This window comes from Bacteroides sp. HF-162 (genome assembly GCF_015679285.1).
Taxonomy (GTDB): Bacteria; Bacteroidota; Bacteroidia; order Bacteroidales; family Bacteroidaceae; genus Bacteroides; species Bacteroides uniformis.
The window spans coordinates 2317166-2341762 of sequence record NZ_CP064937.1 but is presented as its reverse complement, the minus strand read 5'-3'; the positions used below and the strand labels follow the sequence as shown (position 1 = coordinate 2341762).

Genomic DNA, 24597 nt, shown 5'->3' with positions numbered 1-24597 from the left:
TTGATTGATTTTTTTTTTGAGCAAAGAATATTCCTATTTAATTGCTGTTATCCTTAAATCATATCTACGGCTACCAGCATCAAGAGCAACATCATACTCTTTCAGTCCTTTTTCAACTGCAATCAGATGTAATTCATCCTTATCCTTTGGGATTATATCTGGACCATAATAAATTGCATTCAAACATCCGACATCTGGAATTGATGCATAATTATTCTCATCCTCTAAGTTATAATACAGCATTCTCCATTCATGTTCATGTTCGTATTCTTTTTGGTCCTTATAAAGATAAGATCGATACCAATATAATTGATTGACTGATATCATGGAAGACAAAAAGTTCAACCAATTTTTATCTCCAACTTGCTTAAAATACTCGTAAGTATGAATATTTCCCTCATCCAATGTAACGTCAGGTCTTAATTCAGTATAAATCACAGGAAAGAGATTTACATCCATTCCCAATGAGTTATATTTAAAAATACATTTTCTAAGATCGTATTCTAATGCAAATCCCTTATACCCATCAGCATATCTATCCCACATATATTTTGACTGTACACTTTCTGTAAAACATGCTATTTTTGCACTATTTCTCGGATTTCTAAAACGCGACTCTTGCTTTTTTATCGCAGACCCAATGTTGTTACAAAAATCCATATATTCATCTGTCAATATTTTATCTATAATTTGTTCATCCGTATATCCACACTCTCTGTAGTAACATATTTGCGTTGCCTTTTCTGCCCTTATATCAGAGGATTTCTGGGTTATATGCGACAATGTTATGCGCAATGCATCCTTTAATGCCTTTTTTAAATCTTCGCGAATTTTGTCTTGATCTATATATAAATATGAATCATACTTATCCGGAAACATTCCTGCATGGCATAATGAAATAGTTCCGGATTTTAATGATTCAATAGTATAACCTTTATCGTCTATTTTACGATATCTAAAAAGTTTTTCTGGAATATTAGGAAGTATCAATTTGTAAATATTACTCCATACATCTGAAGTTGCAGCTTTATCTATATTGAACGGAATATAGGATTGCTCTATAATTTCCTGAAATTGTTTTCTAAAATCTAGCATCTTTAAGTCGTGAATTGTTATATCCTTTTATTTCATTAACTCAATAACATCTTCTGGCAACATTGCATTCCCAGCATCATCTTTCAGAGCACTCTTAAGAAACAGCACCGGAACGATGGTGTAGTTCTTGATAAATAGTAACAAATTAGCTTTACGGAGAAGTTCGCCTGTCAGTTGTTTGCCATTCTCTTGGGTTGTCCATTTGCATTCGTCAACCAGCAGATACTTTTTATCGAGCGATTCTGCCATCACATCAAATTCAACTTGTTCCGGCTTCTTGTCCTCATTGAGACATGGGTAGCGCCTTGGTTATCGGCATTATGAAGTAACTCATACACAAAATGTGCTTTGTCTTTATAAAGATTCTGGGCGATTTCCAATGCTCCACGATACATAGGATTCTTGAAGATTGTCCAAGCCTCCCGACCTTGTTTACTGAGTACCTTGAAATATAATTCCTCCTCCTGATTCATAACTGCTCCTTGATTTTTCTGATGACGTCTTCCACCTCTTCGGTCATTATTGCACCATTTTCATGATCGCAAGTCGTGAAAAGATTTCCTCCGAGGGTATAACCTATTTCCTCGTAGAATTTTAGTTTACGCTCCCATGAAGCCTTGTATTCCGGAACGACAAGCATTCCCAGATGTTCCCAGATGATTCTATCACCCCATGGGGTTTCAAAGGAAAAGTCGGGAATGCATCGGTGGCCATTTTCTTCCAGTAGTTGCTCGTACTCAAATTCCACCCCAGCATTTACCAATTGGTTTACAATTACAACTTCTGACTTGCTACGCACAAACAGACCTTTCTTGGCTGTTCCATGAATCAGGCCCTCAACATAAGGAATATTAAGACGTTCGGCTCGAACGGAATAGTCAAATAGATTGGTATTTCGTCGTGCGAGCACTGAGGCTTGTGGTTTAGTAAATTCTCTCAACCAACCAATAGAATCTTGAACAAGCAGGACTACACGCTTCTTTGCTCTGGTAAGAGCTGTATATATCAACTCACGACTTAAAATGCGGCCGGTTTTGGGCAATACCACAAAAACCGTATCAAAATCGCTGCCCTGGCTTTTATGGATTGTAATAGCGTATGCAAGCTCAATAGCAGCATCCTGGTCTTCCCCTTTATCTCCCCTGAAGCCGAAGGTTTCATGAGGTATGCCAACATACATAACATTGATATGTCCTTTATTTATAGACTTAACAAAGCCTATCTGGCCATTGGAGAGAGGATATTTTTCTTTTGATGGATAGGATTCTCGTAATATATTTTGAAGTTGAATGACTTTATCATTCTTATATATCTTCTGGGTTCCGATTTCCTGATAATCCCCTTTGCGATTGATATTATTTCCAACCCATGACTGAAGATAGGAATTCAGTTGATATGTACCCCATGCGAGATTTATTACTGGAGCAAGAATCTGAAGATTTTCGAGCGCTGCCGGATCTGACTCAAGCGATTTTAAGTCGTCAATACCTATTTTTTTGCTTCAAGGATTCTGGCAGTTCGACATCGGAACAAGCGAGTTCCTTGCAAATTGCATCCCTAAGGATTTGAGGCAGATCCTTTTCATCGTTCCAGTAATAAACTGAAAGATCGCCTTTGAGATTCTTGCTTTCGATTTTCCAAAATATTTCATCGGCAAATTTCTCCGGTTTGTTTCCACTGAACCAAGAGGCCAAAGTCAAGACATCTGAATCTCCACTGGCTATTGTGCGCACAACGGTGCGGAGATAGGTAATGGCAGATTTCAGATTGGCGTCCGCGTCATCACAATTAAGATAATGGCATAAATCCGAGAAAGCCCTGCCCGGACCTATCGGAGGTAGCTGATAGGGGTCTCCGATAAGTATTATTCGGTTTATGAACTTCAGGTCAAGCGACATAATAAGCGCATGAAACGTGTCGGTAGTTAGCATCGAACATTCATCAATGATTATATTCTTAGCACGTGAGTATTTGCGCGAGTCTTCAGTTAGACGCGGTTTCATGTTTTCAAAATCGAAGGCGCCGAGACTGGCAAGAAACTGAGCTACGGTTTTTGAACTCACATTTTCGGCCATATTACTGAGCCTTACTCTCGCCTTTCCAGTGGGAGCCAGCAGCAGAACGCCTTCTGCTTTTATCTTGTCAGAACAGAGAAAGGATCTCACTACGGTAGTCTTACCGGTACCTGCGCCTCCCGTGAGAACTGAAAGGCGCTTTTTGTCCATCATTTCAAGAGCTTTGGCCTGCTGTTCAGTAGCCTGTTGACTGCGCTCGTTTGTAGGATCATAATTCTTGTCTGACATAGCGAGGGATAGCCAGTCCTCACCGGTAGGCTTCTTAACATCTCTCTTTGCTCTTTCTCGTAGCACTTTCCGAAGAAACTCCTCCATTTGATAATATTCCTTGAGTTGGATAGCAGTAGGGTTCTCATCAGGAACATAATCGAAGGATACTTCAAAAAACTGGCGATGTGTGAGAAGTATGTTTTTCGGGAGGCGAGCTTTGTCTTCTTCCGTCATTATGTCGCGCAGATAGTCCTCCATCTCTTTTATTGACACAAGGGTATCACCATCTGTTAGAACGGAATAAAGCCTTTCAACGACTAATGATCTAAGGCGTCGAGTATCCAAAATGGACTCCGCTGCGAACGGAGGCACTGGAACATTATCACCCTGAATTGTTGGGTCGGGGAAGGCTCCAAGATCAATTGTACGCGTTGAAACTTTCTCTATAAAATTCCGAGCGCACCATTCGCTGATGAGGTATGGATTGCTTAGTATATCAGACTCTACATCATCTATAAAATGCTCAATAACATCGGATTCAAGTTCAAATCTGGATAAAGTGATAAGACGCTCACGTACATTACTTGTTTGGCCCTCCCAACTTATTCGATACGTAGGAAGAGACGAGTTGTAAACAGCACTATCAACTTTGATTTCCTTATTTAGCAACTTTTCAAAATGCCCCCAGGGATTGTCTTTCGGTCCACATCCTTTTTTTCGCAGGTCGCTTTCAATCAGATTGCCATAATCTATTCCCAGCGCTTTAAGTGCTGAAGCGAATGAAGGGAAGGGAGTGATTTGTTTCTTGACATGCTCAATACGGGCATCAATCCACCTGAGTTGACATTGCCATCCCTCGATTGAGCCAGCCAAGCCATGTCGAATTACTGCCTCCAACGAACGCCGAGCAGCTTCAAGAATCAATAGCATTGAATGATTGCTTATAAAATCACAACCATATGATAGTTCATCAAATATCTTTCCGCTACTGTCAAATTTATCCAGCGATAATTTGATCTCATCAAGAGCCTGTATCTTTGACAGACCCTTCCCTTGGAATATATTCTCATCCAACTCCAGATATTCTTTATAGGGGAGAATGAAGCCGCGAGATTCTTTCAGGTCTGGGCGAATGGAATGAGAGAACATTATCTCCCATAAGGGATATGTATAATCGGCAGTTGTTTCGTAGTCTTGAACACCACAATTTTTTACTATATCCCCCATTCCCACAATCATTCGTAAACCTTCATCGTCAATCGGATTGCCTTTCTTACAATAAAAGACGCATATCGATTCCTCGGTTATCTCTGAGCTGAACCATTTAAGCACATCATACAATCGCTCAGGATTATAAACCCAAGCCGAACCGAAAGGTGCACTTTCGGCAGGGCGAAATTCAGGATGCTCCTTGCTAAGGTCTTTCTGTGCATCCATATTCAAGTAACGGAATGGTATTCCAAGAGCTGAATAAGCTGGTATCATTACTTTTGTAGGTAATAACTTAGAATGTGGATTGTCTGAATTCCAAGCATATATGTGAATAAATTCACGCTCATAAGCCTTGTAATTCATGAATCCCCCATTCTCTCCAGCACAAGCAGGACGTTCTTTTGTAGTTAATTTAGACCAGCCGATTCCACACGACAACTGCTCACAATCTACTTTTGAGTTGACAATATTAGGTAGTTGTTTACAGAATGTATTACAACGAGGATTTGCACATACATGCGAATTCCAACCATTGTCGTGCCAAGGTACTCGAACAGATATATGTTTCATTTTTTTAATCTTTTTACAATGTTAAATTATTGTTATACAAAATCATTATTACAATTATAAACTCATCTAACTGAAACTACTCCATCTTACATCGCTCATCCAACACTCCGGCAAACATATCCATCTCTCTCTTGGAAATCCCCAATCGTGTTGCCAATTCTCGCCATCCTTTTATAGCTTCAGTTACCTCAACAACAATCTTTTCTGCTGTTGTACGGTTTAGCATATAGTCTTCGCAAGCATCCAGCAAAATACCCAGTTCTGCCTTATTGGAGGTTGATGAGACAAGCAGACTCTGATACTCATTCAAAGTAGGGTTCATGTCATATGCAGGAGAAAGCGTCCAACCTTTTGCAGTCAAAAGAAAACCATGATTACGGAAATGATCATCGCTATTACCAATGCAGATATTGAAAGCCACACGGCGATAGAGTTCCTGCAGATTCTCTTCCACATTCGTGCAGTTCTGGATTATGAAATCGACTATATCCAGATAACCATGCCCTGTAGTTGCATTGTCACCGTCATTGAGTCCCAATAAAGTCATTGCAGAAGCAAAGTGAATCCGTTTCCCCTCTTGGGTTCTGTCGAAGCGTTGAGAAAGCAACGTGTGATATTTCTTTCCGGTTGCCAGCACTTTGGTCTTTGCGGCATTTATACCGGCTTTTGCAGCAAGAAGGTGACTGAAATGCTCCCAAAGTCCGGCATCATAATCATCCTTGCGAGAAGGGAACTTGGCTATATAAAGCGTTTTATCCGTGTCTATCACACTGGCTTTAGGTCTTGCACCTCCCAATGAAGAACCGGGCTGCACGAGTTGGGCAACCCATTTCCTGTCAGGCAGGACATTCCCCTCTTCACTTTTCTCAATTTCCGCACTGGCCGCAATCAACTCCCTTATATCCGCCAGAGGTGGGATTTTCAACAACTCACTTACATTTATAAATCCTCCGTCTTTTAACTCCTTGAAACGGAAAGCACCCATTCGGGAAAAGTCATCGATACTAGTCAAAAAATCGAAAGAAGATAGTCTCCGTACCGGTCGCCCCTCTTCCATCGCAGCAATCTGCTCACGTCGCAACAACAGCGTTCGTCCCCAACGATCCGGCAAAGCATCCGAGAAACATCCGAATATATCTTTCTCCGGTTGCGTATATTGCTGTCCCGGATAATTATTGAGGTCATCACTCAGAAATAAATCTCCGTGTTTCTTCAGCCATTCATCGCTGAAGGTAAAGCAATAGCTGTCCGAGCCACGAAGAGATTCATAGCCTAACTCGCCAACGAGTTCTGTCTCGTTGAGCCAGTCAAAATCGGCATAAACATATAACATCTTCATCGTTTACTCCTTTTTTGAGGCACGTTCCCTTGTCTTCAAACTCAAATCCTGCAAGGCTTTTCCCAATTTATCTTCTTTGGCTAGCCACAGAATATCATCGTCCAGTTGCAGAGCATAGAGCACTCGCAAATAAATTCCGATTGCCACAGTCGGCGCACCTTTCTCTATTCGGGACACAGTCAACGGAGAACAGGTGGCACGTTCTGCCACCTGAGCTACGCTCAAATTCCTGCGCAAGCGAGCCAGTTTAATCTGCTCTCCCACAACTGACATTTTCTGCTCCAACTTTCGGGGCAACTTGGTTCCCATTGTATTTTTAGCCATAATCAACTTATCATATAATATGCAAAGATATTACTTTTTACCTATTTAATGATATATTGCGGACGCAAAAATCACAAATTCAAAAGATACGACTATTAAATACTGATTTTGCTACCAAAATAGAGATTTCAAAGAAGCAGACTTCTACCTTTATCTATGATTATAGTCAAGATAAAAGCCAGCTTCTTCAATTTAAGCATCACTCGATGGGTTTCACCAATTCTTCATCCTGCCATTCCGCAAGAGAAACAATCGCATTGTATTGCTCCAAAGTCAAATCCGATTCACTATCGTCTGAGCATTCGTATTCCCACGGCAGTTCGTAAACAGTACCTTCTTCCTGATAATCCATATAGTTATGGTACGTATTAGGAATTAACCGCACATAATCTTCTTCGCGCAGAATCCTCAAAAGTTTCTCGGCATCACGAATCAATAATGGCACTCCGACCTTATATAGAGCAGTGGCAACCTCAATGGCCAGCTCGACATTTGCCGAGTAGCTATTAGAAACAACTATCATCCAACCCTGCTGTGGCACCTTCGATGCAATGATGTTCAAGCGCGAAAACCCCAACTCGCCATAGTGGTCTGTTGCAAACCGTATAAAATCCTCCGGGCTGTCAATGTCATAGAGTTTATCTACATCTACGAATTTCACTCGTTTGTAATAGACTACATCTCGCAGTTCTTCCGGGATATTCGGTTGTTCTTCGTAGAGACGATTTCCAATACTTCGCTTCCGGTAGTATGCCTCATAAGCCTCGTTAGCGATACGATAATATGTGCAATATTGCCGAATGGTCATAGTCTTCAGATGAAGTGCGGAATGTTCCTTCGCAGAATCCTCCAAAGCCTTTATCGCTGTTTCCCGATCTTCCACATTAATCTTAAAGCTCGGAGCTATCCTATTGAGTTCCTTTCGTGCAATCCGCCCAATCCGTTGCTGGCACGGCAGATTGTGCGCCACATAGTCGTTGAACCCATCAGGATTTGCAACAATAACATCAACCAGCCTCTGCAAATAGCAGAAAAGTCGGGCAAGGGAATCCTGATACCATCCGTTATCTGATTCTCCTTCGGCACAAGAGGAGCGATTCGTTATGACGAAATGCGTATGTTTTCGGTCTGTAATGCGAATCGACCGGAACTCTTCGTATCTATAAGAGGCGATATGAAACCACTGCGTTTCCGTTGGATTGAATGCGAGCCAGTCCGCAAGGAACGCATCTTTGCTTTGATACTCTCCCGAAGCAATCAGTTCCTCGACATCACCCCATTCCTCAGAAGTGGGGCGTGGCACCTCAATGTAGAAGCCACGGTACTCATCATCTCCCATTACGGCAAATCGCTCGAACTGATGCTGAATTTCAACTAGACGTTCCAGCATATTGCCGCTAACTGTGATTTCACAATGACGCATTTCACCCATTGCTTCTATATGCGAAGCGTTCAAGCCAACCTCATTTGCCAAATCAATAAAGAGTTTTCTATCTATTATTCTTTCATCCATTGCTTAATGCTCATTAAATTTCAACATGCTTTTTCGGATCAAACCCATTCACAATGTGCTCATTCGCAAAAATATATCCCATCTGATTACAGATTACTTTTGTACTACCAATCTCTGTGTCTATATTGGTATGTGAATGTCCATAAATCCAAATATCTATCCGACTGTTGGCAATCCAATCACCATATTCGCTAGCAAATGCACTATTCAGTACGGAGTTCTTGTGCTGTGGATCAATCACCTCCAAAGTAGGCAAATGATGAGTAACCACCACAATATGACCAGCCGTGCTCTCTTCGACACTTTTCCGGATAAAATCAATACAGGTCTCATGCATCCGATTGAATTCCTCTACCTGTAGCAATTTTCCGTCAAATTTGATTTGGCGAAAGTCATTCATACCTTTCCACACGAAATACTCGTCATTCGGGTTAATCCGTGACCATAGCGTACTCAGGACAAAATCGGTATCATCGATACGGATTACCTGATTCTGATAGAACCCTACATTCTCACGGAACATCCACTTCCATTGCAGCCCTCGTTCCATCACGTCCGAATAATTATAGTATTCGTGATTGCCGGGAACAATCAGAACCTGCCTGTAATTATCCGAAGCCCATTTCCAGAATTTCATCATAGGAGCTATCCTATCCCTAAGATAGAATATATCTCCAGCCAAAACCAGCACGTCACCGGTAACAGGTAATTCATTATGCTTTAAATATCTGCTGTTCTCCCTGAACTCCAGATGTAAATCGCTCATGTATTGTATCTTCATTGCTCTTTCATTTTTAATTGTTCAACTTGTTTTTCAATAATTATCTTCATCTGTGCAAATGAAACCGGCATAAAGTTGTTGTTATCAACACCTACGTCATATTGTGTAGGATAGAGATACTGAAGCCGGGCTGCATCAATTCCAGTGTTATTCTTCCTCGTATGCACATGGCCGAACAGTTGCCATACATCTTTATAGCCGCCATCAAAGCACAGAAACGGATAGTGATTCAAATATATCTTCTGTTTATCCACTTCTATATGCATCTGCATGGTCACATGCTCAAACCTATCGACATACCCCTGCCTCAAGTTCTTTAAATCATGGTTGCCGAGAATCAGATATATCTTGCCATTCAATCTATCAAGAATTTTAGTCCATTCAGCTGAACCGCCCAGACAGAAATCACCCAAGTGAAAAACAGTATCATCCAAGCCAACTGTATTATTCCAATTGGAGATAATCGTTTCATTCATCATTTCCACATCCTCAAAAGGTCTGTTGCAGAAACGAATGATATTTCCGTGATAAAAGTGGGTATCAGATGTAAAAAATACTTTACTGCCATCAAATTTATAATTCATTTCTTCTCAATTTATGTGCATCACTGCACGTTAATAATCTGTTTGTCAATCACCCATCAGACGGAAATGACAGAAAAGCATCGTAAGATAACTGTCACAAATGGGTATAAAAACAAAATAGTTGGAAAGTTCGGTAAAGACTCTCCAACTATTCAGTTTATATTTTCAATCAGGGGTAGAATAAACTACACCATGCTATGTTCTTCGTTGGAAAGTATTTATAATACAAGGTTCAATGCCAAAGACATGAACACACAATACAGATTCAGGGCGTTTGTTACCCCAAATTGTGACCTTCGATAATATGTTCATTCTATTTCTTTGCATTGTTAGTTTTTATATCGTTTCAAACTCAGCGCAAAATTAGCAAATAAATTCCATATCACACATCGCTTTCTGAGAAAATCCACGTAACCTTTTGCCTATATGCCGCATAATAAAAACTGAACCTATGCAATTAATACACAGATTCAGTTCCTTATCATTTAGCTCACTCCATTGATTCCCGAATAATCCGCCGAGTCTCTTTCTTATACTCCTTGCGGTCATATTCGAATCCCCTGCACATCCAACAGCTACACGGAGTACCTGTTGTTTTGTAAACTTGTGCCCATTTCTCTTTTGCCAATTCAAACCAACGGGGATGCTCATAATAGCTTCCATCCTCACGAATGATGCAATGACCATAAGCGGCATAAAGAATCATGCGAGCCTTAAACACACGAGCCATTTGTTGGCGTCTCCAAAATTTGTTTCTTTTGTCCATCGTCTCTTTCTATTAAAGTTAGGATGAACGATGATGTTACTTTGGTGAGACTTAATATATCCATAGAATTATACCTTTGAATGTTATTCAGTTTGATGACGCAGAATCTCTTTATACCTTTCCGGGTATAAAGTTGGTACAAATATTCGATATTATATCAGATAAGGTATAATTTACAGAGATTTTGAGTTGTAAATTATGAAGGCTCAGACAAGCACAATATAACAGCTCTACACTTTTTCAAGCGAATAAATCGGATTCGTTACACCTTTTCCAACGAATCACTCCCATTATACGACATTTTTTCAAGCGAATCACAGCATAAATCACCGAAACCAACTTTACTTTATCTCCGTATTCATATATACGTGCATTAAAGTAAAGCTAACAAAGGGAGAAAAAGAAATGGCTTCGCCAAGACCAAGCCGAACCAGACCTACAGACTTTCTCTTTTGGCTGCAAAATATGAGTAACCTAAGTGTGTAGATTGAGCAAAATACAACTCAAAGCAAAACAAGATTCACTCCTTGCCAAGCCACAAAAGGCAATCCAAAAATCCGTGAATCCGTCTTTCATTTTGCAGCCCGAATCGGCGAATTTATCCCCGATATGCCTTATCTTTGCGAACCGGAGGTTTCGGGGCAAAAGAGGGTAATTTTCCCCATTTTCCCTCTGTTTTGAGATTGGCAACGAAGAAAAGTGTTAAATCTTCGATTTTTGACGAAAAAACAAGTAAATTTTTGAGCGGTCTATCTTTTAAGCTGTAAACTACTGATAATCAGCCAATATAATATGCTGCATCGGTAAATAAGCTACATAATACACTAACAATCGACCACTTACACCTTTTAAAATCAAAACCATCCAGGAGTATAAATAGGTATAAATCGACTAATTAACGCCAAACAACAATAATATACAATCTTATTTTGTTACTTAGAAATATTTGAGCAACAAAACAAATGTAATCGCATTGTAAAAAAGTAAACTAATTATCATATTTTGTTATATTTGTACATAAATAATTCTGAAAACCATGAACAATCTGTTATACTATCCATACATAAATCTGCCTAACACTGATTGGGCTATACGAGCTCTGCTTTACTATGACAATATTAGTTCTATAGTACCGACTCAATATTTCTATGAACCAGAACAATATGAGCCTTTTATGCGGGAGGTAATTCAAAATGAACTAATCCACCCAATTAATCCTATGGATGTTCTTGAACATCCTTGGGAAGTTTCAAAAATGTTTATGGAATATTTAACTCAGAACCGAGATATCATACAAAGACGAAGATTTTCACATAACAAATTCGGGACTAGCCATATTCATCCTGAGAAATTTTCATTGAAAAAAAATGGTAATAAATTACACGTAGATAAGTTTGATTTTGAGATTTTTCATGAGCTCACTCAAATGGGATTGGCAGAAAGGATAGATAACAATTGGTATAATGTAGAAAAGAAAACTGCCAATGAACTTATGACTTTTTTGACCTCAGTAATTGCCAATAAAATTGATTTCCAGCCAACTACAGACAAAATTGACTATAGCTTCGCTACAACATACATACGAAACCAAGATATTGAATTACGAACAAGACAATATAAGAGAGATTTGATACTCAAGAATCTGATACCATATCCTAAACAAATAGATTTGATCAATCTTAGAAAATTTAAAGATAAGTACCGTGATTTATTAAAAGCATTCAGTAACAAAGTAGAACTATTAGTTCTAAATCCAACAATTACTCCGGAATCACCATTATTCAAAATAACTCTTGAGGATATGAAAATGGCTAAAGAAGAACTATCCGCAAGGATGAATGAAAGCCATATAGGTGATATCATTTTTGGAACAATATGTGGAACTATTTCCGCAGGAATAGGATTACTAGCCAGTCCTGTTTTAGGTATCCCCGGCTTCCTAAATGCTATCCATTCAGCATGTAAAATTGAAAAACCTGAAAATATAATAGATCAAACGGGGTTAAAATATCTGGCTTTAGTTGATAAAAGATTGAGAAGGCAATGAATATCTTCAGAAACAAAATATCATCTATGCAATTTAGAGAAGTTTTGTTGCTTGTTTGTTGCTTAAAAGAGTGTATTTTATGTAATAACTATCTATCATACAACAATATGACTATTTAATTTTCAAATTTTGCATCAGCAAGTAAAGCTAATCATATATACCCAGTTATCCCCAAAGCGAAAACGATGAGAGATTTTCCTTTATAGCTAGCTTAGGATGTCCAGTTTTCCTATCTCCCATTTCAAAACAAAGGCTGTCCATTATCTAATATGTGACAGCCTTTCTATGAAAGTTTTTTTCAAGTAAATATCATACTTTTTTCATAAACTCCTTCGGTGTTTTTCCAAAATACTCCTTATACTGAAGTTTTTCAGATTTCGCATACCCACCATTTCAGCAACCACGGTCACAGAAAATTTTCCGCTTTCCAAAAGTTCCCGTGCCTTCTCCATCCTGATTCTCGAAATCAAATATTTGGGTGCTTCTCCCATCAACAACTTCCACTTATTATAAAAGGTTATCCGGCTCATGCACATCCTGGAGGCAATATCATCTACTGTCAAATCCTCTTTATCCATATTCTCCATAATGTAAAGCTTCACTTCATTCAAAAATCACCAAATCCAGATACTCTTCACATATTACCTCCAATGCTTCCTGACCGTCATCAAAGCTCCTCACTACAAAACATTCCGATAAACGTTTCTCAAGATAATCCCTGAATCCCTTGTCATTATCCGCAAGTATCACTAAAGGTCTAATCCATATTTTTTTCTTCGAGAAACCATGGAAAACCATTTCCGACTCATTCACCTGAAAAGTGTCCGGAATATTTAAGAATGTATACACCCCCGAAACCGCACACGAACATCTTATGGGAAATCGAAACAGAGCCTCCTTTTCCAAAGTCAGTATTTTCCCGTCACACATATTCATCAACTTGTCAAAAAACACACCGCCCATGCCATACTACTTGCCATGCAGAGGTCGCAGAATAGGAAGCCGCGACGAGTACCATCTGCAACATTTCAAAAATCGCTTGTTGCCTGTGTCCTTAATCTTGATTGCCCAGTAATCCCCCTTCAACAAAACCTGCATCGAGAGGTGCGTTTCCGGCAGAGAACACTCGATGGCACTCAATACAAACCGGTCAACCGGAGATATCTTTCCCGGATCAAACCAAGCGCTTGCATAGTCAAAATCCGGAACCAAATCCAGCTTCATCTGCAACCCGGCCACATGAGACTGTAAAAAAGACACTTTCTTCCTCATAAATGCGCCGATTTCATGTTCTGCAACTACCAGGCTACTAGAATTGCCAAATAGTCGTTTCAACTCCATTAACGCTATCAAGTGCTGCTCCAACCCGCCTATATGATGAAGTGCAACAGCCAGTTCCTTCTTTATGTCTTCCGGACAGTCTCCTTCGTAACTGCCTCTAACGGTGTCTTAATCAAAGAAATGGGATTACGTATGTTTTGAAAGGTATCAATGAAATACTGATTTCCCTCTTTCAGTAAATCTCTTTCTTCACTGATACAGAGCAAATGGAACAAAAGCCAACATAATATACAGATTCCACTAGCCACTATTGGCAGAACAGACCAGGGAACCTTATGATATACGCCGATGGACAGCAGGAAAATGAATAATGACACTACTATTATTATTATCGATAAATGTTTCATACTATTATAAATTTAAGTAATAATGATTCCTACTAATATATACCCGAGTTTTCAGTCAATAGCAGGATAATCCCAAGTATGTCATCAGGAGGCGGTCTAATGGGGGAACGGCAGGCTCCTTGAATCATCAAATTCACCTTACCAACCCTCGTTTGCTAGCAGAGCCTACATTCCGTCCACCTGCATTTCATACCCAGCAACTCTCTAAACCATTCATTTTCCATACCCAACGTATTTTTAAGTACCAATACAATATTCTGCTTATCCAAGATAACCCCAATCAATTATTTTCAAACAAAATAATAGTATAACAAACGGAAAGATTAAAAAGATGATACCACTTCACACATATTCTTATCATACTCACATATCTTGCCCATGAAACAGAAAGACATTATCTTTGCAGCATGAAACGAGACTTGAAAGAAAACGGAGGATTACCGGCACATATACTCTGGACACTTGCCATCGTAGCTGGCGTGTCCGTAGCCAACTTATATTACAACCAACCCCTGCTTAATATCATGCGGCATGAATTGAGAGTTTCTGAATTCAAAACGAACCTCATTGCCATGGTTACACAAATCGGATATGCGCTGGGATTATTGTTCATCGTTCCATTAGGAGACCTCTATAGACGCAAGAATATCATCCTGACGAATTTCTTCCTACTCATATTTTCCCTTCTAGCCATTGCCCTGGCACCGAACATCTACATCATCTGGGCAGCATCACTCATCACCGGCATCTGCTCCATGATACCCCAAATATTTGTACCGATTGCCTCGCAATTCTCACACCCCGAAAACAAGGGACGGAATGTAGGTGTCGTCATCTCAGGATTACTGACTGGAATACTTGCATCACGTGTTGTCAGCGGATTTGTGGGTGAAGTGCTTGGCTGGCGTGAAATGTACTTCATCGCCGCCGGAATGATGTTACTATGCGCCATCATTGTATTAAAGGTACTACCAGACATACAACCGACTTTCCAAGGCAAATATTCCGGGCTGATGAAGTCTCTTTTCTCATTAGTAAGAGAATACCCCTCTCTACGAATCTACTCGATACGTGCGGGACTGGCCTTTGGCTCATTCCTTGCCATGTGGTCCTGCCTTGCATTCAAAATGGGAGAAGCCCCGTTCCATGCATCCAGCGACGTCATCGGCATACTAGGGCTCTGCGGTATTGCCGGAGCCTTAACCGCATCTTTTGTAGGAAAATATGTAAAAAAGGTAGGCATACGCAATTTCAACTTTATCGGTTGCGGAATGATTCTGCTTGCATGGGGCTCGCTCTTTTTCTGCGGAAACAACTATGCAGGTATCATTACCGGTGTCATTCTTATAGACATAGGCATGCAATGTATCCAACTCAGCAACCAGACCAGTATTTTCGACATCTGCCCATCTGCCTCCAATCGGGTAAATACGATTTTCATGACCACTTACTTTATCGGCGGCTCTTTGGGTACCTTCCTTGCAGGAAGTAGTTGGCAGACTTGGGGATGGAGTGGCGTGGTCGGCACCGGCGTTATTTTGACAATAATATCGTTGTCCATCACCCTTTACAGCAAGAAATAACAAGGATACTATCATTTTTCCAAGCAAACGCAAAGATTTGATAATTTTTATTTGTCATACAGAGGATAAGAAAGATATTAAACAGAATTGTTATACCTTTGCCGCATCAAACTATAAACGGCAGATTGATAATAGATTTGTCAACCAAGCATAGTCAAAAACAACCCAATGAATTCAGCAAAGAAAATACCCTCTCCACTCGTTTCTCTATTTCCCATCGCTTTTCTCGTAGGAATGCTGTTTGCCACCATCCATACTTTCGGAAGTGACGCCTTGAGTGGAGGAAGCCAGATTTCCCTGCTTGCCACCACTGGCATGTGTGTCTTTATCGGCATGGCTTTCTACCGCATCCCTTGGAAAGATTATGAACTTGCCATCACCAACAACATTTCAGGTGTTGCCACAGCTATCATTATTCTATTGATTATCGGTGCTTTGAGCGGCACATGGATGATAAGTGGGGTGGTACCTACCCTTATATATTATGGTATGCAAATTATCCATCCGAATTTCTTCCTTGCTTCTACCTGCATTATTTGTGCATTGGTATCAGTAATGACGGGAAGTTCATGGACCACTATCGCCACCATCGGTATCGCCCTTTTGGGCATAGGTAAGGCACAAGGTTTTGAAGAGGGATGGATAGCCGGTGCCATCATTTCAGGAGCTTATTTCGGAGACAAAATTTCACCGTTATCGGATACCACAGTCCTTGCCTCATCCGTAACGGACACACCGCTATTCAGCCATATCCGCTATATGATGATTACCACCGTCCCTTCTCTCCTTATCACCCTTGTCATCTTTACAGTAATGGGGCTCACACACGAAACAAACAATACACAACAGATCGCGGAATTTACGGCAGCACTGGACGCCAAATTCCACATTACTTTCTGGTTACTGACTGTTCCCGTGATTACGGGAATACTGATTGCCCGGAGAGTGCCTTCCATCATCACACTCTTTCTCTCCACTCTGCTGGCAGGGATATTCGCCTTCATCTTCCAACCGGGACTACTGAATGAGATAGCGGAAGGTGGAAATATGTTCAAAGGGATAATGATGACATTCTATGGCAGTACCAGTCTACAAACTGACAGTGACATGTTGACAGAATTGATTGCCACACGAGGTATGGCAGGAATGATGAATACCATCTGGCTCATCATCTGCGCCATGTGTTTCGGCGGAGCCATGACGGCAAGCGGCATGCTGGGAAGCATCACTTCCCTATTCGTCCGCTTCATGAAGAATACAGCCAGCATGGTAGCATCCACCGTATGTTCCGGATTGTTCCTGAACCTTGCCACGGCAGACCAGTACATCAGCATTATCCTCACCGGAAACATGTTCAGCAACGTTTACGCAAAGAAAGGCTACGAAAGCCGGCTACTTAGCCGTACCACGGAAGATGCCGTTACCGTTACCTCCCCGCTTATCCCATGGAACACCTGCGGCATGACGCAAGCTACCATTTTGAGTGTACCCACACTGACCTACCTTCCCTATTGCTTCTTCAACCTTATCAGTCCGGTAATGAGTATCTTTATTGCTGCTATCGGATATAAAATAATTAAAAAACCGGTGAACAATCCTGGATAGGCATTGTTCTTGCAATAAACTTATAACGAACAATTTATTTAAACCTAAACAAAAAAAATTCGATTATGAAAAAGTTTATTGCATTAGCAGCAGTAGTATTGGTAAGCATGGCAGCAACGACCATGTATGCACAAGAGAGTAGAGCTGAAAAGCGCGCAGACCGTAAAGCCCAGAGAGACGCAGAACGTGCACGCCTGAAAGCTGAAGAACAAGCACAGGATGCCATTTCATATGATGACGCAATGGCGGCCTTGAAAGCTCACCAGTTCGTAATGGAGGCAGACCAGGTGATGTTCCGCAACGGACAGACCGCATTTGTAAACTCCAACACCAACTTCGTATTGGTAAACCAAGGACGCGGCACCGTGCAGGTAGCCTTCAACACCGCATACCCGGGTCCTAATGGCATTGGCGGTGTAACAGTGGACGGAACTGTATCAGACATCCAGATGACTACCGACAAACGGGGCAACGTGAATTGCAACTTCAGCATCCAGGGTATCGGCATTTCCGCCCAGATATTCCTTACGCTGACCAATGGCGGGAACAACGCAACTGTAACCATCAGCCCGAACTTCAACTCCAACACCATGACTTTGAGCGGGAACCTGGTTCCGCTGGAACAATCCAACATATTCAAGGGACGTTCCTGGTAAAACCCTTATATAAATATATATATTCCCACTCCGCCACAAATCACACTAAAAAGTGTACATTTGTAGCGGAGTTTTTTATATACCAAATGTCATGAGAGAATTTATCATTGCAGACAATCAAGATATCACCAAAGCAGGCATGATGTTCCTATTGGGCAGACAGAAAGACACCTCCCTGCTGCTGGAAGCCGACAACAAGGCAGAACTGATACAGCAACTACGCCTGCATCCCACCGCCGTTGTCATTCTGGACTATACCCTTTTTGATTTTTCGGGAGCCGAAGAGCTAATGGTACTTCACGAACGCTTCAAGGAAGCCGATTGGTTACTCTTTTCCGACGAATTGAGCCTACCGTTCCTGCGCCAGGTATTGTTCAGCAGCATGGCATTCGGCGTAGTGCTGAAGGATAATTCCAAAGAAGAGATACTGACCGCACTACAATGCGCTTCACGCAAAGAACGATTCATCTGTAATCACGTCAGCAACCTGCTACTTGCGGGCAACGGTTCCTCCTCCCCCACCCATCCTGCCATCAAAGACGATTTACTGACTACTGCCGAACGGAGCATCCTGAAAGAGATAGCCCTGGGGAAAACAACCAAAGAAATAGCCGCCGAAAGAAACCTCAGCTTCCATACGGTAAACAGCCACAGAAAGAATATCTTCCGGAAACTGGGTGTAAACAATGCGCACGAGGCTACCAAATATGCCATGAAGGCAGGCATCGTGGACTTGGTGGAATATTATATATAAATCTCCCCACTCCCGATACACAACCGGGCAGCGGCATCATACACCACTCCGAACTGGCCCGGAGCAATGCCTTGCAGCTTCTCTTCCGATATTATGCAGTAGCCCTCCGCCTTCTTTTGCAGCCTGCCTTTGACGAACTCCGGCGTATGGCGTATCTTGAAAGTCACCTCCGCCTCTCTCTCTGCTTCCTTCCAGGGGTTATCCGTGATGAAATGGAAATCGTGCATATGGAATTCATTGCCGTATTGCAACGCCGTATGGTATCCTCGTGATACATAAATCACATTCCCTTCAATATCCTTGCGAACAACAAACCACGGTCCTCCACTCAATCCCAATCCTTTGCGCTGGCCAATGGTATGAAACCAATAGCCCCGATGCCTGCCCAACTTCCTGCCCGTTTCCAACTCCACAATATCCCCTTCCCTTTCGCCAAGAAAACGACGTACAAAATCATTATAATCAATCTTCCCCAAAAAGCATATACCCTGACTGTCACGACGTTTGGCACTGGGCAATCCGGCACGCAGGGCTATGTCACGAACCTCATGCTTCATCAGCCCGCCCAATGGAAACATCAGTTTGGAAACTTGCAGATAATCTATTTGTGCCAGAAAGTCGGTCTGGTCTTTCACGGAATCGGCGGCGGTACCGAGCCATGTCCTTCCATCCTTCAACACCGTAGTGGCATAGTGCCCAGTTGCCGTAAAATCAAACCCCTTTCCCACACGTTGCTCGAAGCATCCGAACTTTATCAGCTTGTTGCACATCACATCCGGATTGGGAGTCAAGCCACGTTTTATTTTATCAATGGCATAAGCCACCACCCGGTCCCAATACTCCCGGTGCAGGTCCACTACTTCCAATGACAATCCATAGCGACGGGCAATGGCAGAAGCCATCTCCATATCCTCTTCCGCAGAGCAGTCCATATAATCGGCATCATCCCTCCCTATCTTGATGTAAAAAAGAGAAGGACGATAACCTTGTTCACAAAGGAGATGCACGACAACGGAACTATCCACACCTCCCGACAGTAATACGGCAATATTCATTTAATGTTATCCTTTTAAATTCTGTCAAACGCCTGAGACAAGTCCTCCAGCAAATCATCGATATGTTCTGTCCCGATGGAGAGACGGACCGTACCTGGTTTGATGCCTTGTTCCTCCAATTCCCGTGCACTTAATTGGGAGTGGGTAGTGGTGGCAGGATGAATAACCAGAGATTTCACATCAGCCACATTGGCAAGTAACGAAAATATCTGCAAACTGTCAATAAACGTCTGCGCTTCCTTCACACCGCCCCGCACCTCAAACGTAAAGATAGAACCACCTCCGTTCGGGAAATATTTCCCGTAAAGTGCATGGTCAGGATGCTCGGGCAGAGACGGGTGATTCACGGCAGCCACTTTGGGATGCTTCTGCAGAAATTCAACCACTTTCAAAGCATTCTCCACATGACGTTCCACACGAAGTGACAACGTCTCAAGCCCTTGCAACAGAATAAAAGCATTGAAAGGACTGATTGCAGCACCGGTATCACGCAACAATACGGCACGGATACGGATGGCATAGGCAGCAGGACCGGCAGCGTCGACAAAACGTACTCCATGATAACTCGGGTCCGGTTCCGTCAGTTGAGGAAACTTCCCCGAAGCCACCCAGTCGAACTTGCCGCTATCTACAATAATCCCCCCCAAGGACGTACCATGCCCTCCGATAAACTTCGTTGCCGAATGGACTACAATGTCTGCCCCATGCTCTATAGGACGAATCAGGTAAGGAGTACCGAAGGTATTATCTATAATCAGAGGAATCCGATGACGGTGTGCTATTTCAGCAACGGCATCGATGTCAATGATGTTGCAATTCGGATTGCCCAGCGTTTCAATGAATACCGCCTTGGTATTCTCCTGAATCGCTTTCTCGAAATTGTCAGGATGGTCCGGGTCTACAAAAGTAGTGGTAACCCCATAGGCAGGCAATGTGTGGGCCAGCAGATTATACGTTCCGCCGTAGATGGTCTTAGCCGCCACGATATGGTCTCCTACACGGGTGATATTTTCAAAGGCATAAGTGATGGCTGCCGCACCCGAGGCTACGGCCAATCCGGCAACACCGCCTTCCAGAGCAGCCACACGTTTCTCAAACACATCCTGTGTGGAATTCGTCAACCGCCCGTAAATATTCCCCGGGTCCTGCAGGCCAAAGCGGGCTGCCGCATGGGCCGAATTATGGAATACATACGAAGTTGTCTGATAGATAGGTACGGCGCGGGCATCAGTGGCCGGGTCAGGTTGTTCTTGTCCAACGTGAAGTTGTAGAGTCTCAAAGTGCAATTTCTTTGTTTCCATTGTCGTTCGTATTTTAGGTAAATAAATCGTTTTTCATTCGGATGTTGCAAAGATAGAGCGATAAGCCGGGGCAGACAATGACACAGGTTAGGGAATTTTATACCACAATTGTGGTAGATAAGCAAGCTATTTTCTATCTTTAGATAAGATAAGCTGCATTTCGGCAAAACTTTTTCATGCAAGCATGAAAGTTCTGCACTCAATTTGCACTATCTTTGCCCCCATGAAAGCAAAAAATATACTGATACTCATATTGGGAACCCTGATTCTTCCCATTTATCTGACTTCCTGCGGAGTGGACCGCTGGAAAGAGTATGCCGGACAGACCCAGACAGACCGCTGGATTGACGACACCATGCGTGTGTGGTACTATTGGGTAGACGCTATCCCCCATACCAACGACCTGAACTATTTCCAAGCCCCTTTCACTTTCTTTGCCTCGCTCAAATCCGAAGAGGACAAATTCTCCACCATCGACAGTCTGGTCAGCTTCACCACTACCCGCAGCATCCCCTATACGGATTACAGCTACGGATTCCAGTTCACTACCAATCAGATAGAAGTAGAAGGAGAAGATAATGCCATTGTTGCACAGATTCTTTACGTTGCCGACGGAAGCCCGGCCTCAGAAATCGGGCTGAAACGGGGTGACTGGATTATGAAGATGGACGGGAACTTTATTACCGAACAGAATTATAAGAAACTGTATGGAAGTAGTGCCATGGAGCTGACAGTAGGTTATTACGACGTGGAGAAAAATGCCATTGTTGCTTACGACAAACCCAGGCAGATAGCATCGGCGCGTCCCGTCAACGACAACCCGGTGCACTATAAGAATGTATATACATCAGGCAGCAAGAAAATAGGTTATCTGGTCTACAACCACTTCAGTTCCGGCCCCACGGACAACAGCAATGAATATGACAACGACCTGCGCAGCGCATTCCAATATTTCGCATCACAGCAAGTCAACGAATTCATCCTTGACTTACGCTACAACAACGGCGGATTACTGAGTTGCGCAGAATTGCTGTGTACCATGCTTGCACCTTCCTCCGCCTTGGGACAAGAGTTGGGGTACCTGGAATTCAACAACCGCTTCAATCCGCAGATAGTACCGTTCACCCTGAACTCCGGACTCATCGGAAACGGAGCAAACCTAAACCTGAATACTCTCTACGTACTTACCAGCAGCCAGACTGCCTCCGCCTCCGAAATGGTGATTAACTGCCTCGACCCGTATATGGATGTTGTCATCATCGGCGGTACTACCGTAGGCAAGAATGTAGGTTCCAGGAATTTCTCCAGCCCCGAACTGATGATAACGATGAATCCCATCGTCTGCAAGATATACAATTCGGAAGGGAAATCTGATTATGAATCCGGATTCCAACCGGCCTACTCGGGATATGTAGTGAATGAGATGAGCGACATGTCACGTTTCCTGCCCTTTGGAGATACCAACGAAGCCTTATTGAGCACTGCACTCGGCGCCATCGACGGAAGCATACAACCGCCCGCACAAGAAGATACCCGTTCTTTAAGAGTGACCACTCTCGCAAACTCCATTGAACGTCGGGCAAGCCATGCCGTACGTATCAAATAAAAAGACAAATAGGATGAAACTAAACAGAAGAGTTACAATCATCACCCGATTTTCGGGAATCATGCTCAGCCTGCTGTTGCTCGGCGGACTGGCAGCTTGCAGCGATGATAACAATGGCAGTGATACGCCAGAACCGGAGCCGTCAACCTACCCCACCACTCCTTTCTCCAAAATCGAACTCAAAGAAGTGATAGAGAGCGATGCGCAACCGGTTACTGCCACCCACACCTACCTTTACAACAGTGCAGGCAGGCTGACCGGCTACACCGGCAAACAGAGCTTTACGGCAGGAGACGAACTCTTCGAGATAGAGAATACCACTACCGTCGAATACAAGGACCATCAAGCCGTGATAACCGACGAAGCAGGTACAGTATCAACCTACACGCTGAATGACAAAGGTTATGCCACCACTTGTACCAGTCAGGATATGGCAGGAAATACCCGTACTTACACCTTCTCCTACCTCATCAACACCGAAGACAAATACTATCTGGAAAACATCACAGAAAGGCTGGACAACGGAAAAGAATACTCATCCATTACAATAGACTACAACAACTTCCGGGCATTACGCATACAGCAAAAGGTAGATGCTTTTGAGCACAACAGTACGGCTACCACACCCTCAGGCGATGAAATTGCAAATATCTCCGAAATACCAAGCCTATTCATTACGGACATGTATCCGCTTTCCATGCATGCGGTTGCCATATACGGGAAGATATTGGGAGAACCTGCAAACTACCTGATTACCCAACTCATCCCGGACAGCAACGGAGAAAGTGAAGAGACCACCACCTATACTTATACGTTGGATAACCGGGGTATCGTCACTTCCTGCCATGCAGTCGTCAGGCATATAAGGAACGGCTACGAGCAGGACTACACACGCGCCGTGAACTATACCATCGAATAACAAGTTACTTACTTCTTAAAGAACTTGTCGAAGAAAAGGACGTGATAGTCTATGGAGTTGTTCCAATACGTTCCGGTATGTCCACCGGGACGGGTGATAAAGTCATGGTCTATCTTCCTTGCCAGCAGCCGGTTGTGCAGGTCCTTGTTCACTTCAAGAAAGAAATCGGCCTCACCGCAGTCGATGATTAGCGCCAAGTCTCCATTTACAATCTTATCCAACTGGTTGACCACCGTATGTGCATCCCAAGATGCCTTGTTGGCAGCAAACTCTCCCAACTGCTTGCTCATTTCCCAATTCTGGGGGAACGGCCGTATATCCACTCCTCCACTCATACTGCCCGCCGCACCGAACACATCCTTATGGCGGATAGCACTCCACAAAGCACCGTGACCGCCCATACTCAATCCACTGATGGCACGCGCCTTTCTATCGGGAATGGTAGCATAGTTCCCATCTGTATACTTCACCAATTCCGAGGTGACAAAAGTCTCATAACGGTAGGCAGGATTCTCCGGACTGTCCCAATACCAACTGTTCTTGCCGTCCGGACATACAAATATGATTCCTTTCTCATCCGCCATCTGCGGCAATTCCGGCTTCAGCTGCATCCAGCTCCGCGCATTGCCGCCATAACCGTGCAACAGATAAACCACCGGACAAGCCTGCTTGCCGATAGCCTTATCAGGCAATACATACACAACTTTTACATCCTTATTCATGGCTACACTTCTCACCAGCACCGTGTCTACACGTGCCGCCTGCAACATCACGGCAGACAGACACCACAAAAGCCCCAAGGCAGTAATTCTTTTTTTCATCTATTTATTGTTTATTTTTTCTAACGGATGGCAATATTAACAATAAATACTGAAAAATCATTATCTTTGCCTCACAAACTATTCAAAATCCAC

General features: G+C 42.7%; 22 protein-coding genes and 1 pseudogene. 7 read left to right on the top strand and 16 right to left on the bottom strand.

Annotation, left to right across the window (positions count from 1 at the left end; all coding sequences use genetic code 11):
- Positions 1–33: 33 nt before the first annotated feature.
- The 11 genes and pseudogenes from ITJ87_RS09445 to ITJ87_RS09400 all read right to left on the bottom strand — a co-directional run bounded on the left by ITJ87_RS09445 (position 34) and on the right by ITJ87_RS09400 (position 10469).
- Entirely contained in the window at positions 34–1095 is a 1062-nt protein-coding gene (locus tag ITJ87_RS09445) for a DUF2971 domain-containing protein (RefSeq protein ID WP_032591964.1), read from the bottom strand.
- Between the two features lie 27 nt (positions 1096–1122).
- Positions 1123–1386, bottom strand: a pseudogene (locus tag ITJ87_RS09440) (ATP-binding protein); the annotation flags it as partial.
- Positions 1344–1568 carry a hypothetical protein gene (locus ITJ87_RS09435; protein ID WP_118433757.1) on the bottom strand — a complete coding sequence of 75 codons (225 nt, stop codon included), beginning with the start codon at positions 1566–1568 and terminating at the stop codon, positions 1344–1346. The pseudogene ITJ87_RS09440 and the gene ITJ87_RS09435, both read right to left, overlap by 43 nt.
- Positions 1565–2275 carry a helicase C-terminal domain-containing protein gene (locus tag ITJ87_RS18680; RefSeq protein ID WP_230391774.1) on the bottom strand — a complete coding sequence of 237 codons (711 nt, stop codon included), beginning with the start codon at positions 2273–2275 and terminating at the stop codon, positions 1565–1567. Before ITJ87_RS18680 ends, ITJ87_RS09435 begins: the two co-directional genes overlap by 4 nt.
- A 301-nt stretch (positions 2276–2576) precedes the next feature.
- Positions 2577–5162, bottom strand: a complete 2586-nt coding sequence (locus tag ITJ87_RS09430) for an AAA family ATPase (protein ID WP_230391773.1) — start codon at positions 5160–5162, stop codon at positions 2577–2579.
- A 76-nt stretch (positions 5163–5238) separates the two neighbouring features.
- Positions 5239–6501, bottom strand: coding sequence for a type II toxin-antitoxin system HipA family toxin (locus tag ITJ87_RS09425; RefSeq protein ID WP_141412035.1), 1263 nt, complete (start codon positions 6499–6501; stop codon positions 5239–5241).
- Positions 6502–6504: 3 nt separating this feature from the next.
- Entirely contained in the window at positions 6505–6825 is a 321-nt protein-coding gene (locus tag ITJ87_RS09420; protein WP_021646388.1) for a helix-turn-helix domain-containing protein, read from the bottom strand.
- Positions 6826–7024: 199 nt separating this feature from the next.
- Positions 7025–8338 (bottom strand): hypothetical protein, encoded by a 1314-nt coding sequence (locus ITJ87_RS09415; RefSeq protein ID WP_141412036.1) that lies wholly within the window; start codon positions 8336–8338, stop codon positions 7025–7027.
- 13 nt (positions 8339–8351) lie between these two features.
- Positions 8352–9119 (bottom strand): metallophosphoesterase, encoded by a 768-nt coding sequence (locus ITJ87_RS09410; RefSeq protein ID WP_024987109.1) that lies wholly within the window; start codon positions 9117–9119, stop codon positions 8352–8354.
- Positions 9116–9703: a metallophosphoesterase gene (locus ITJ87_RS09405; RefSeq protein WP_021862421.1), complete on the bottom strand. Its 588-nt coding sequence runs from the start codon at positions 9701–9703 to the stop codon at positions 9116–9118. Before ITJ87_RS09405 ends, ITJ87_RS09410 begins: the two co-directional genes overlap by 4 nt.
- A 490-nt stretch (positions 9704–10193) precedes the next feature.
- The gene (locus tag ITJ87_RS09400; protein WP_021862420.1) at positions 10194–10469 is read right to left on the bottom strand and encodes a hypothetical protein; all 276 of its coding nucleotides are present in this window, start codon (positions 10467–10469) and stop codon (positions 10194–10196) included.
- Between the two features lie 1036 nt (positions 10470–11505).
- Between ITJ87_RS09400 and ITJ87_RS09395 the strand changes: the two genes are divergently transcribed.
- Positions 11506–12516 (top strand): kinase, encoded by a 1011-nt coding sequence (locus ITJ87_RS09395; RefSeq protein WP_117966796.1) that lies wholly within the window; start codon positions 11506–11508, stop codon positions 12514–12516.
- A gap of 320 nt (positions 12517–12836) precedes the next feature.
- Here ITJ87_RS09395 and ITJ87_RS18675 read toward each other — a convergent pair whose 3' ends face one another.
- Complete coding sequence (locus tag ITJ87_RS18675) at positions 12837–13103, bottom strand: helix-turn-helix domain-containing protein (RefSeq protein ID WP_226791137.1); 267 nt, start codon at positions 13101–13103, stop codon at positions 12837–12839.
- 382 nt (positions 13104–13485) lie between these two features.
- Positions 13486–13788 (bottom strand): hypothetical protein, encoded by a 303-nt coding sequence (locus ITJ87_RS18670; protein ID WP_226791135.1) that lies wholly within the window; start codon positions 13786–13788, stop codon positions 13486–13488.
- 823 nt (positions 13789–14611) lie between these two features.
- On the opposite strand from ITJ87_RS18670, the gene ITJ87_RS09385 reads away from it, so the two are divergent.
- The 4 genes from ITJ87_RS09385 to ITJ87_RS09370 all read left to right on the top strand — a co-directional run bounded on the left by ITJ87_RS09385 (position 14612) and on the right by ITJ87_RS09370 (position 18802).
- Positions 14612–15787: an MFS transporter gene (locus tag ITJ87_RS09385; protein WP_117966799.1), complete on the top strand. Its 1176-nt coding sequence runs from the start codon at positions 14612–14614 to the stop codon at positions 15785–15787.
- Between the two features lie 168 nt (positions 15788–15955).
- Entirely contained in the window at positions 15956–17392 is a 1437-nt protein-coding gene (nhaC, locus tag ITJ87_RS09380; protein ID WP_117966802.1) for a Na+/H+ antiporter NhaC, read from the top strand.
- A 65-nt stretch (positions 17393–17457) separates the two neighbouring features.
- The gene (locus ITJ87_RS09375) at positions 17458–18048 is read left to right on the top strand and encodes a DUF4251 domain-containing protein (RefSeq protein WP_117966805.1); all 591 of its coding nucleotides are present in this window, start codon (positions 17458–17460) and stop codon (positions 18046–18048) included.
- A gap of 91 nt (positions 18049–18139) precedes the next feature.
- Positions 18140–18802 (top strand): response regulator transcription factor, encoded by a 663-nt coding sequence (locus ITJ87_RS09370; protein ID WP_117600701.1) that lies wholly within the window; start codon positions 18140–18142, stop codon positions 18800–18802.
- Here ITJ87_RS09370 and mnmA read toward each other — a convergent pair.
- Both mnmA and ITJ87_RS09360 read right to left on the bottom strand, forming a co-directional pair.
- Complete coding sequence (gene mnmA / locus ITJ87_RS09365; RefSeq protein ID WP_117966808.1) at positions 18793–19857, bottom strand: tRNA 2-thiouridine(34) synthase MnmA; 1065 nt, start codon at positions 19855–19857, stop codon at positions 18793–18795. The genes ITJ87_RS09370 and mnmA overlap by 10 nt on opposite strands.
- A gap of 14 nt (positions 19858–19871) precedes the next feature.
- On the bottom strand, positions 19872–21158 hold the full coding sequence (locus tag ITJ87_RS09360; RefSeq protein WP_117966811.1) for an O-acetylhomoserine aminocarboxypropyltransferase/cysteine synthase family protein: 1287 nt from the start codon (positions 21156–21158) through the stop codon (positions 19872–19874).
- Between the two features lie 184 nt (positions 21159–21342).
- Between ITJ87_RS09360 and ITJ87_RS09355 the strand changes: the two genes are divergently transcribed.
- Both ITJ87_RS09355 and ITJ87_RS09350 read left to right on the top strand, forming a co-directional pair.
- Positions 21343–22764: a S41 family peptidase gene (locus ITJ87_RS09355; protein ID WP_117966814.1), complete on the top strand. Its 1422-nt coding sequence runs from the start codon at positions 21343–21345 to the stop codon at positions 22762–22764.
- A gap of 13 nt (positions 22765–22777) precedes the next feature.
- A complete protein-coding gene (locus ITJ87_RS09350; protein ID WP_117600759.1) occupies positions 22778–23683 on the top strand; it encodes a DUF4595 domain-containing protein in 906 nt (301 codons plus the stop codon).
- Positions 23684–23691: 8 nt separating this feature from the next.
- Here ITJ87_RS09350 and ITJ87_RS09345 read toward each other — a convergent pair whose 3' ends face one another.
- A complete protein-coding gene (locus tag ITJ87_RS09345; RefSeq protein WP_117600697.1) occupies positions 23692–24504 on the bottom strand; it encodes an alpha/beta hydrolase family protein in 813 nt (270 codons plus the stop codon).
- Positions 24505–24597: the final 93 nt, after the last annotated feature.

What these genes read in the sequence shown, in the direction of transcription:
- ITJ87_RS09350 (WP_117600759.1), top strand. Translation starts at nt 22,778, where the DNA reads ATGAAACTAAACAGAAGAGTTACAATCATCACCCGATTTTCGGGAATC.
- ITJ87_RS09395 (WP_117966796.1), top strand. Translation starts at nt 11,506, where the DNA reads ATGAACAATCTGTTATACTATCCATACATAAATCTGCCTAACACTGAT.
- ITJ87_RS09410 (WP_024987109.1), bottom strand. Translation starts at nt 9,119, where the DNA reads ATGAAGATACAATACATGAGCGATTTACATCTGGAGTTCAGGGAGAAC.
- nhaC (WP_117966802.1), top strand. Translation starts at nt 15,956, where the DNA reads ATGAATTCAGCAAAGAAAATACCCTCTCCACTCGTTTCTCTATTTCCC.
- ITJ87_RS09435 (WP_118433757.1), bottom strand. Translation starts at nt 1,568, where the DNA reads ATGAATCAGGAGGAGGAATTATATTTCAAGGTACTCAGTAAACAAGGT.
- ITJ87_RS09370 (WP_117600701.1), top strand. Translation starts at nt 18,140, where the DNA reads ATGAGAGAATTTATCATTGCAGACAATCAAGATATCACCAAAGCAGGC.
- ITJ87_RS09355 (WP_117966814.1), top strand. Translation starts at nt 21,343, where the DNA reads ATGAAAGTTCTGCACTCAATTTGCACTATCTTTGCCCCCATGAAAGCA.
- ITJ87_RS09360 (WP_117966811.1), bottom strand. Translation starts at nt 21,158, where the DNA reads ATGGAAACAAAGAAATTGCACTTTGAGACTCTACAACTTCACGTTGGA.
- ITJ87_RS09405 (WP_021862421.1), bottom strand. Translation starts at nt 9,703, where the DNA reads ATGAATTATAAATTTGATGGCAGTAAAGTATTTTTTACATCTGATACC.
- ITJ87_RS09445 (WP_032591964.1), bottom strand. Translation starts at nt 1,095, where the DNA reads ATGCTAGATTTTAGAAAACAATTTCAGGAAATTATAGAGCAATCCTAT.
- ITJ87_RS09430 (WP_230391773.1), bottom strand. Translation starts at nt 5,162, where the DNA reads ATGAAACATATATCTGTTCGAGTACCTTGGCACGACAATGGTTGGAAT.
- ITJ87_RS18680 (WP_230391774.1), bottom strand. Translation starts at nt 2,275, where the DNA reads ATGTATGTTGGCATACCTCATGAAACCTTCGGCTTCAGGGGAGATAAA.
- ITJ87_RS09425 (WP_141412035.1), bottom strand. Translation starts at nt 6,501, where the DNA reads ATGAAGATGTTATATGTTTATGCCGATTTTGACTGGCTCAACGAGACA.
- ITJ87_RS09345 (WP_117600697.1), bottom strand. Translation starts at nt 24,504, where the DNA reads ATGAAAAAAAGAATTACTGCCTTGGGGCTTTTGTGGTGTCTGTCTGCC.
- mnmA (WP_117966808.1), bottom strand. Translation starts at nt 19,857, where the DNA reads ATGAATATTGCCGTATTACTGTCGGGAGGTGTGGATAGTTCCGTTGTC.
- ITJ87_RS09420 (WP_021646388.1), bottom strand. Translation starts at nt 6,825, where the DNA reads ATGGCTAAAAATACAATGGGAACCAAGTTGCCCCGAAAGTTGGAGCAG.
- ITJ87_RS18670 (WP_226791135.1), bottom strand. Translation starts at nt 13,788, where the DNA reads ATGAGGAAGAAAGTGTCTTTTTTACAGTCTCATGTGGCCGGGTTGCAG.
- ITJ87_RS09385 (WP_117966799.1), top strand. Translation starts at nt 14,612, where the DNA reads ATGAAACGAGACTTGAAAGAAAACGGAGGATTACCGGCACATATACTC.
- ITJ87_RS09400 (WP_021862420.1), bottom strand. Translation starts at nt 10,469, where the DNA reads ATGGACAAAAGAAACAAATTTTGGAGACGCCAACAAATGGCTCGTGTG.
- ITJ87_RS09375 (WP_117966805.1), top strand. Translation starts at nt 17,458, where the DNA reads ATGAAAAAGTTTATTGCATTAGCAGCAGTAGTATTGGTAAGCATGGCA.
- ITJ87_RS09415 (WP_141412036.1), bottom strand. Translation starts at nt 8,338, where the DNA reads ATGGATGAAAGAATAATAGATAGAAAACTCTTTATTGATTTGGCAAAT.
- ITJ87_RS18675 (WP_226791137.1), bottom strand. Translation starts at nt 13,103, where the DNA reads ATGGAGAATATGGATAAAGAGGATTTGACAGTAGATGATATTGCCTCC.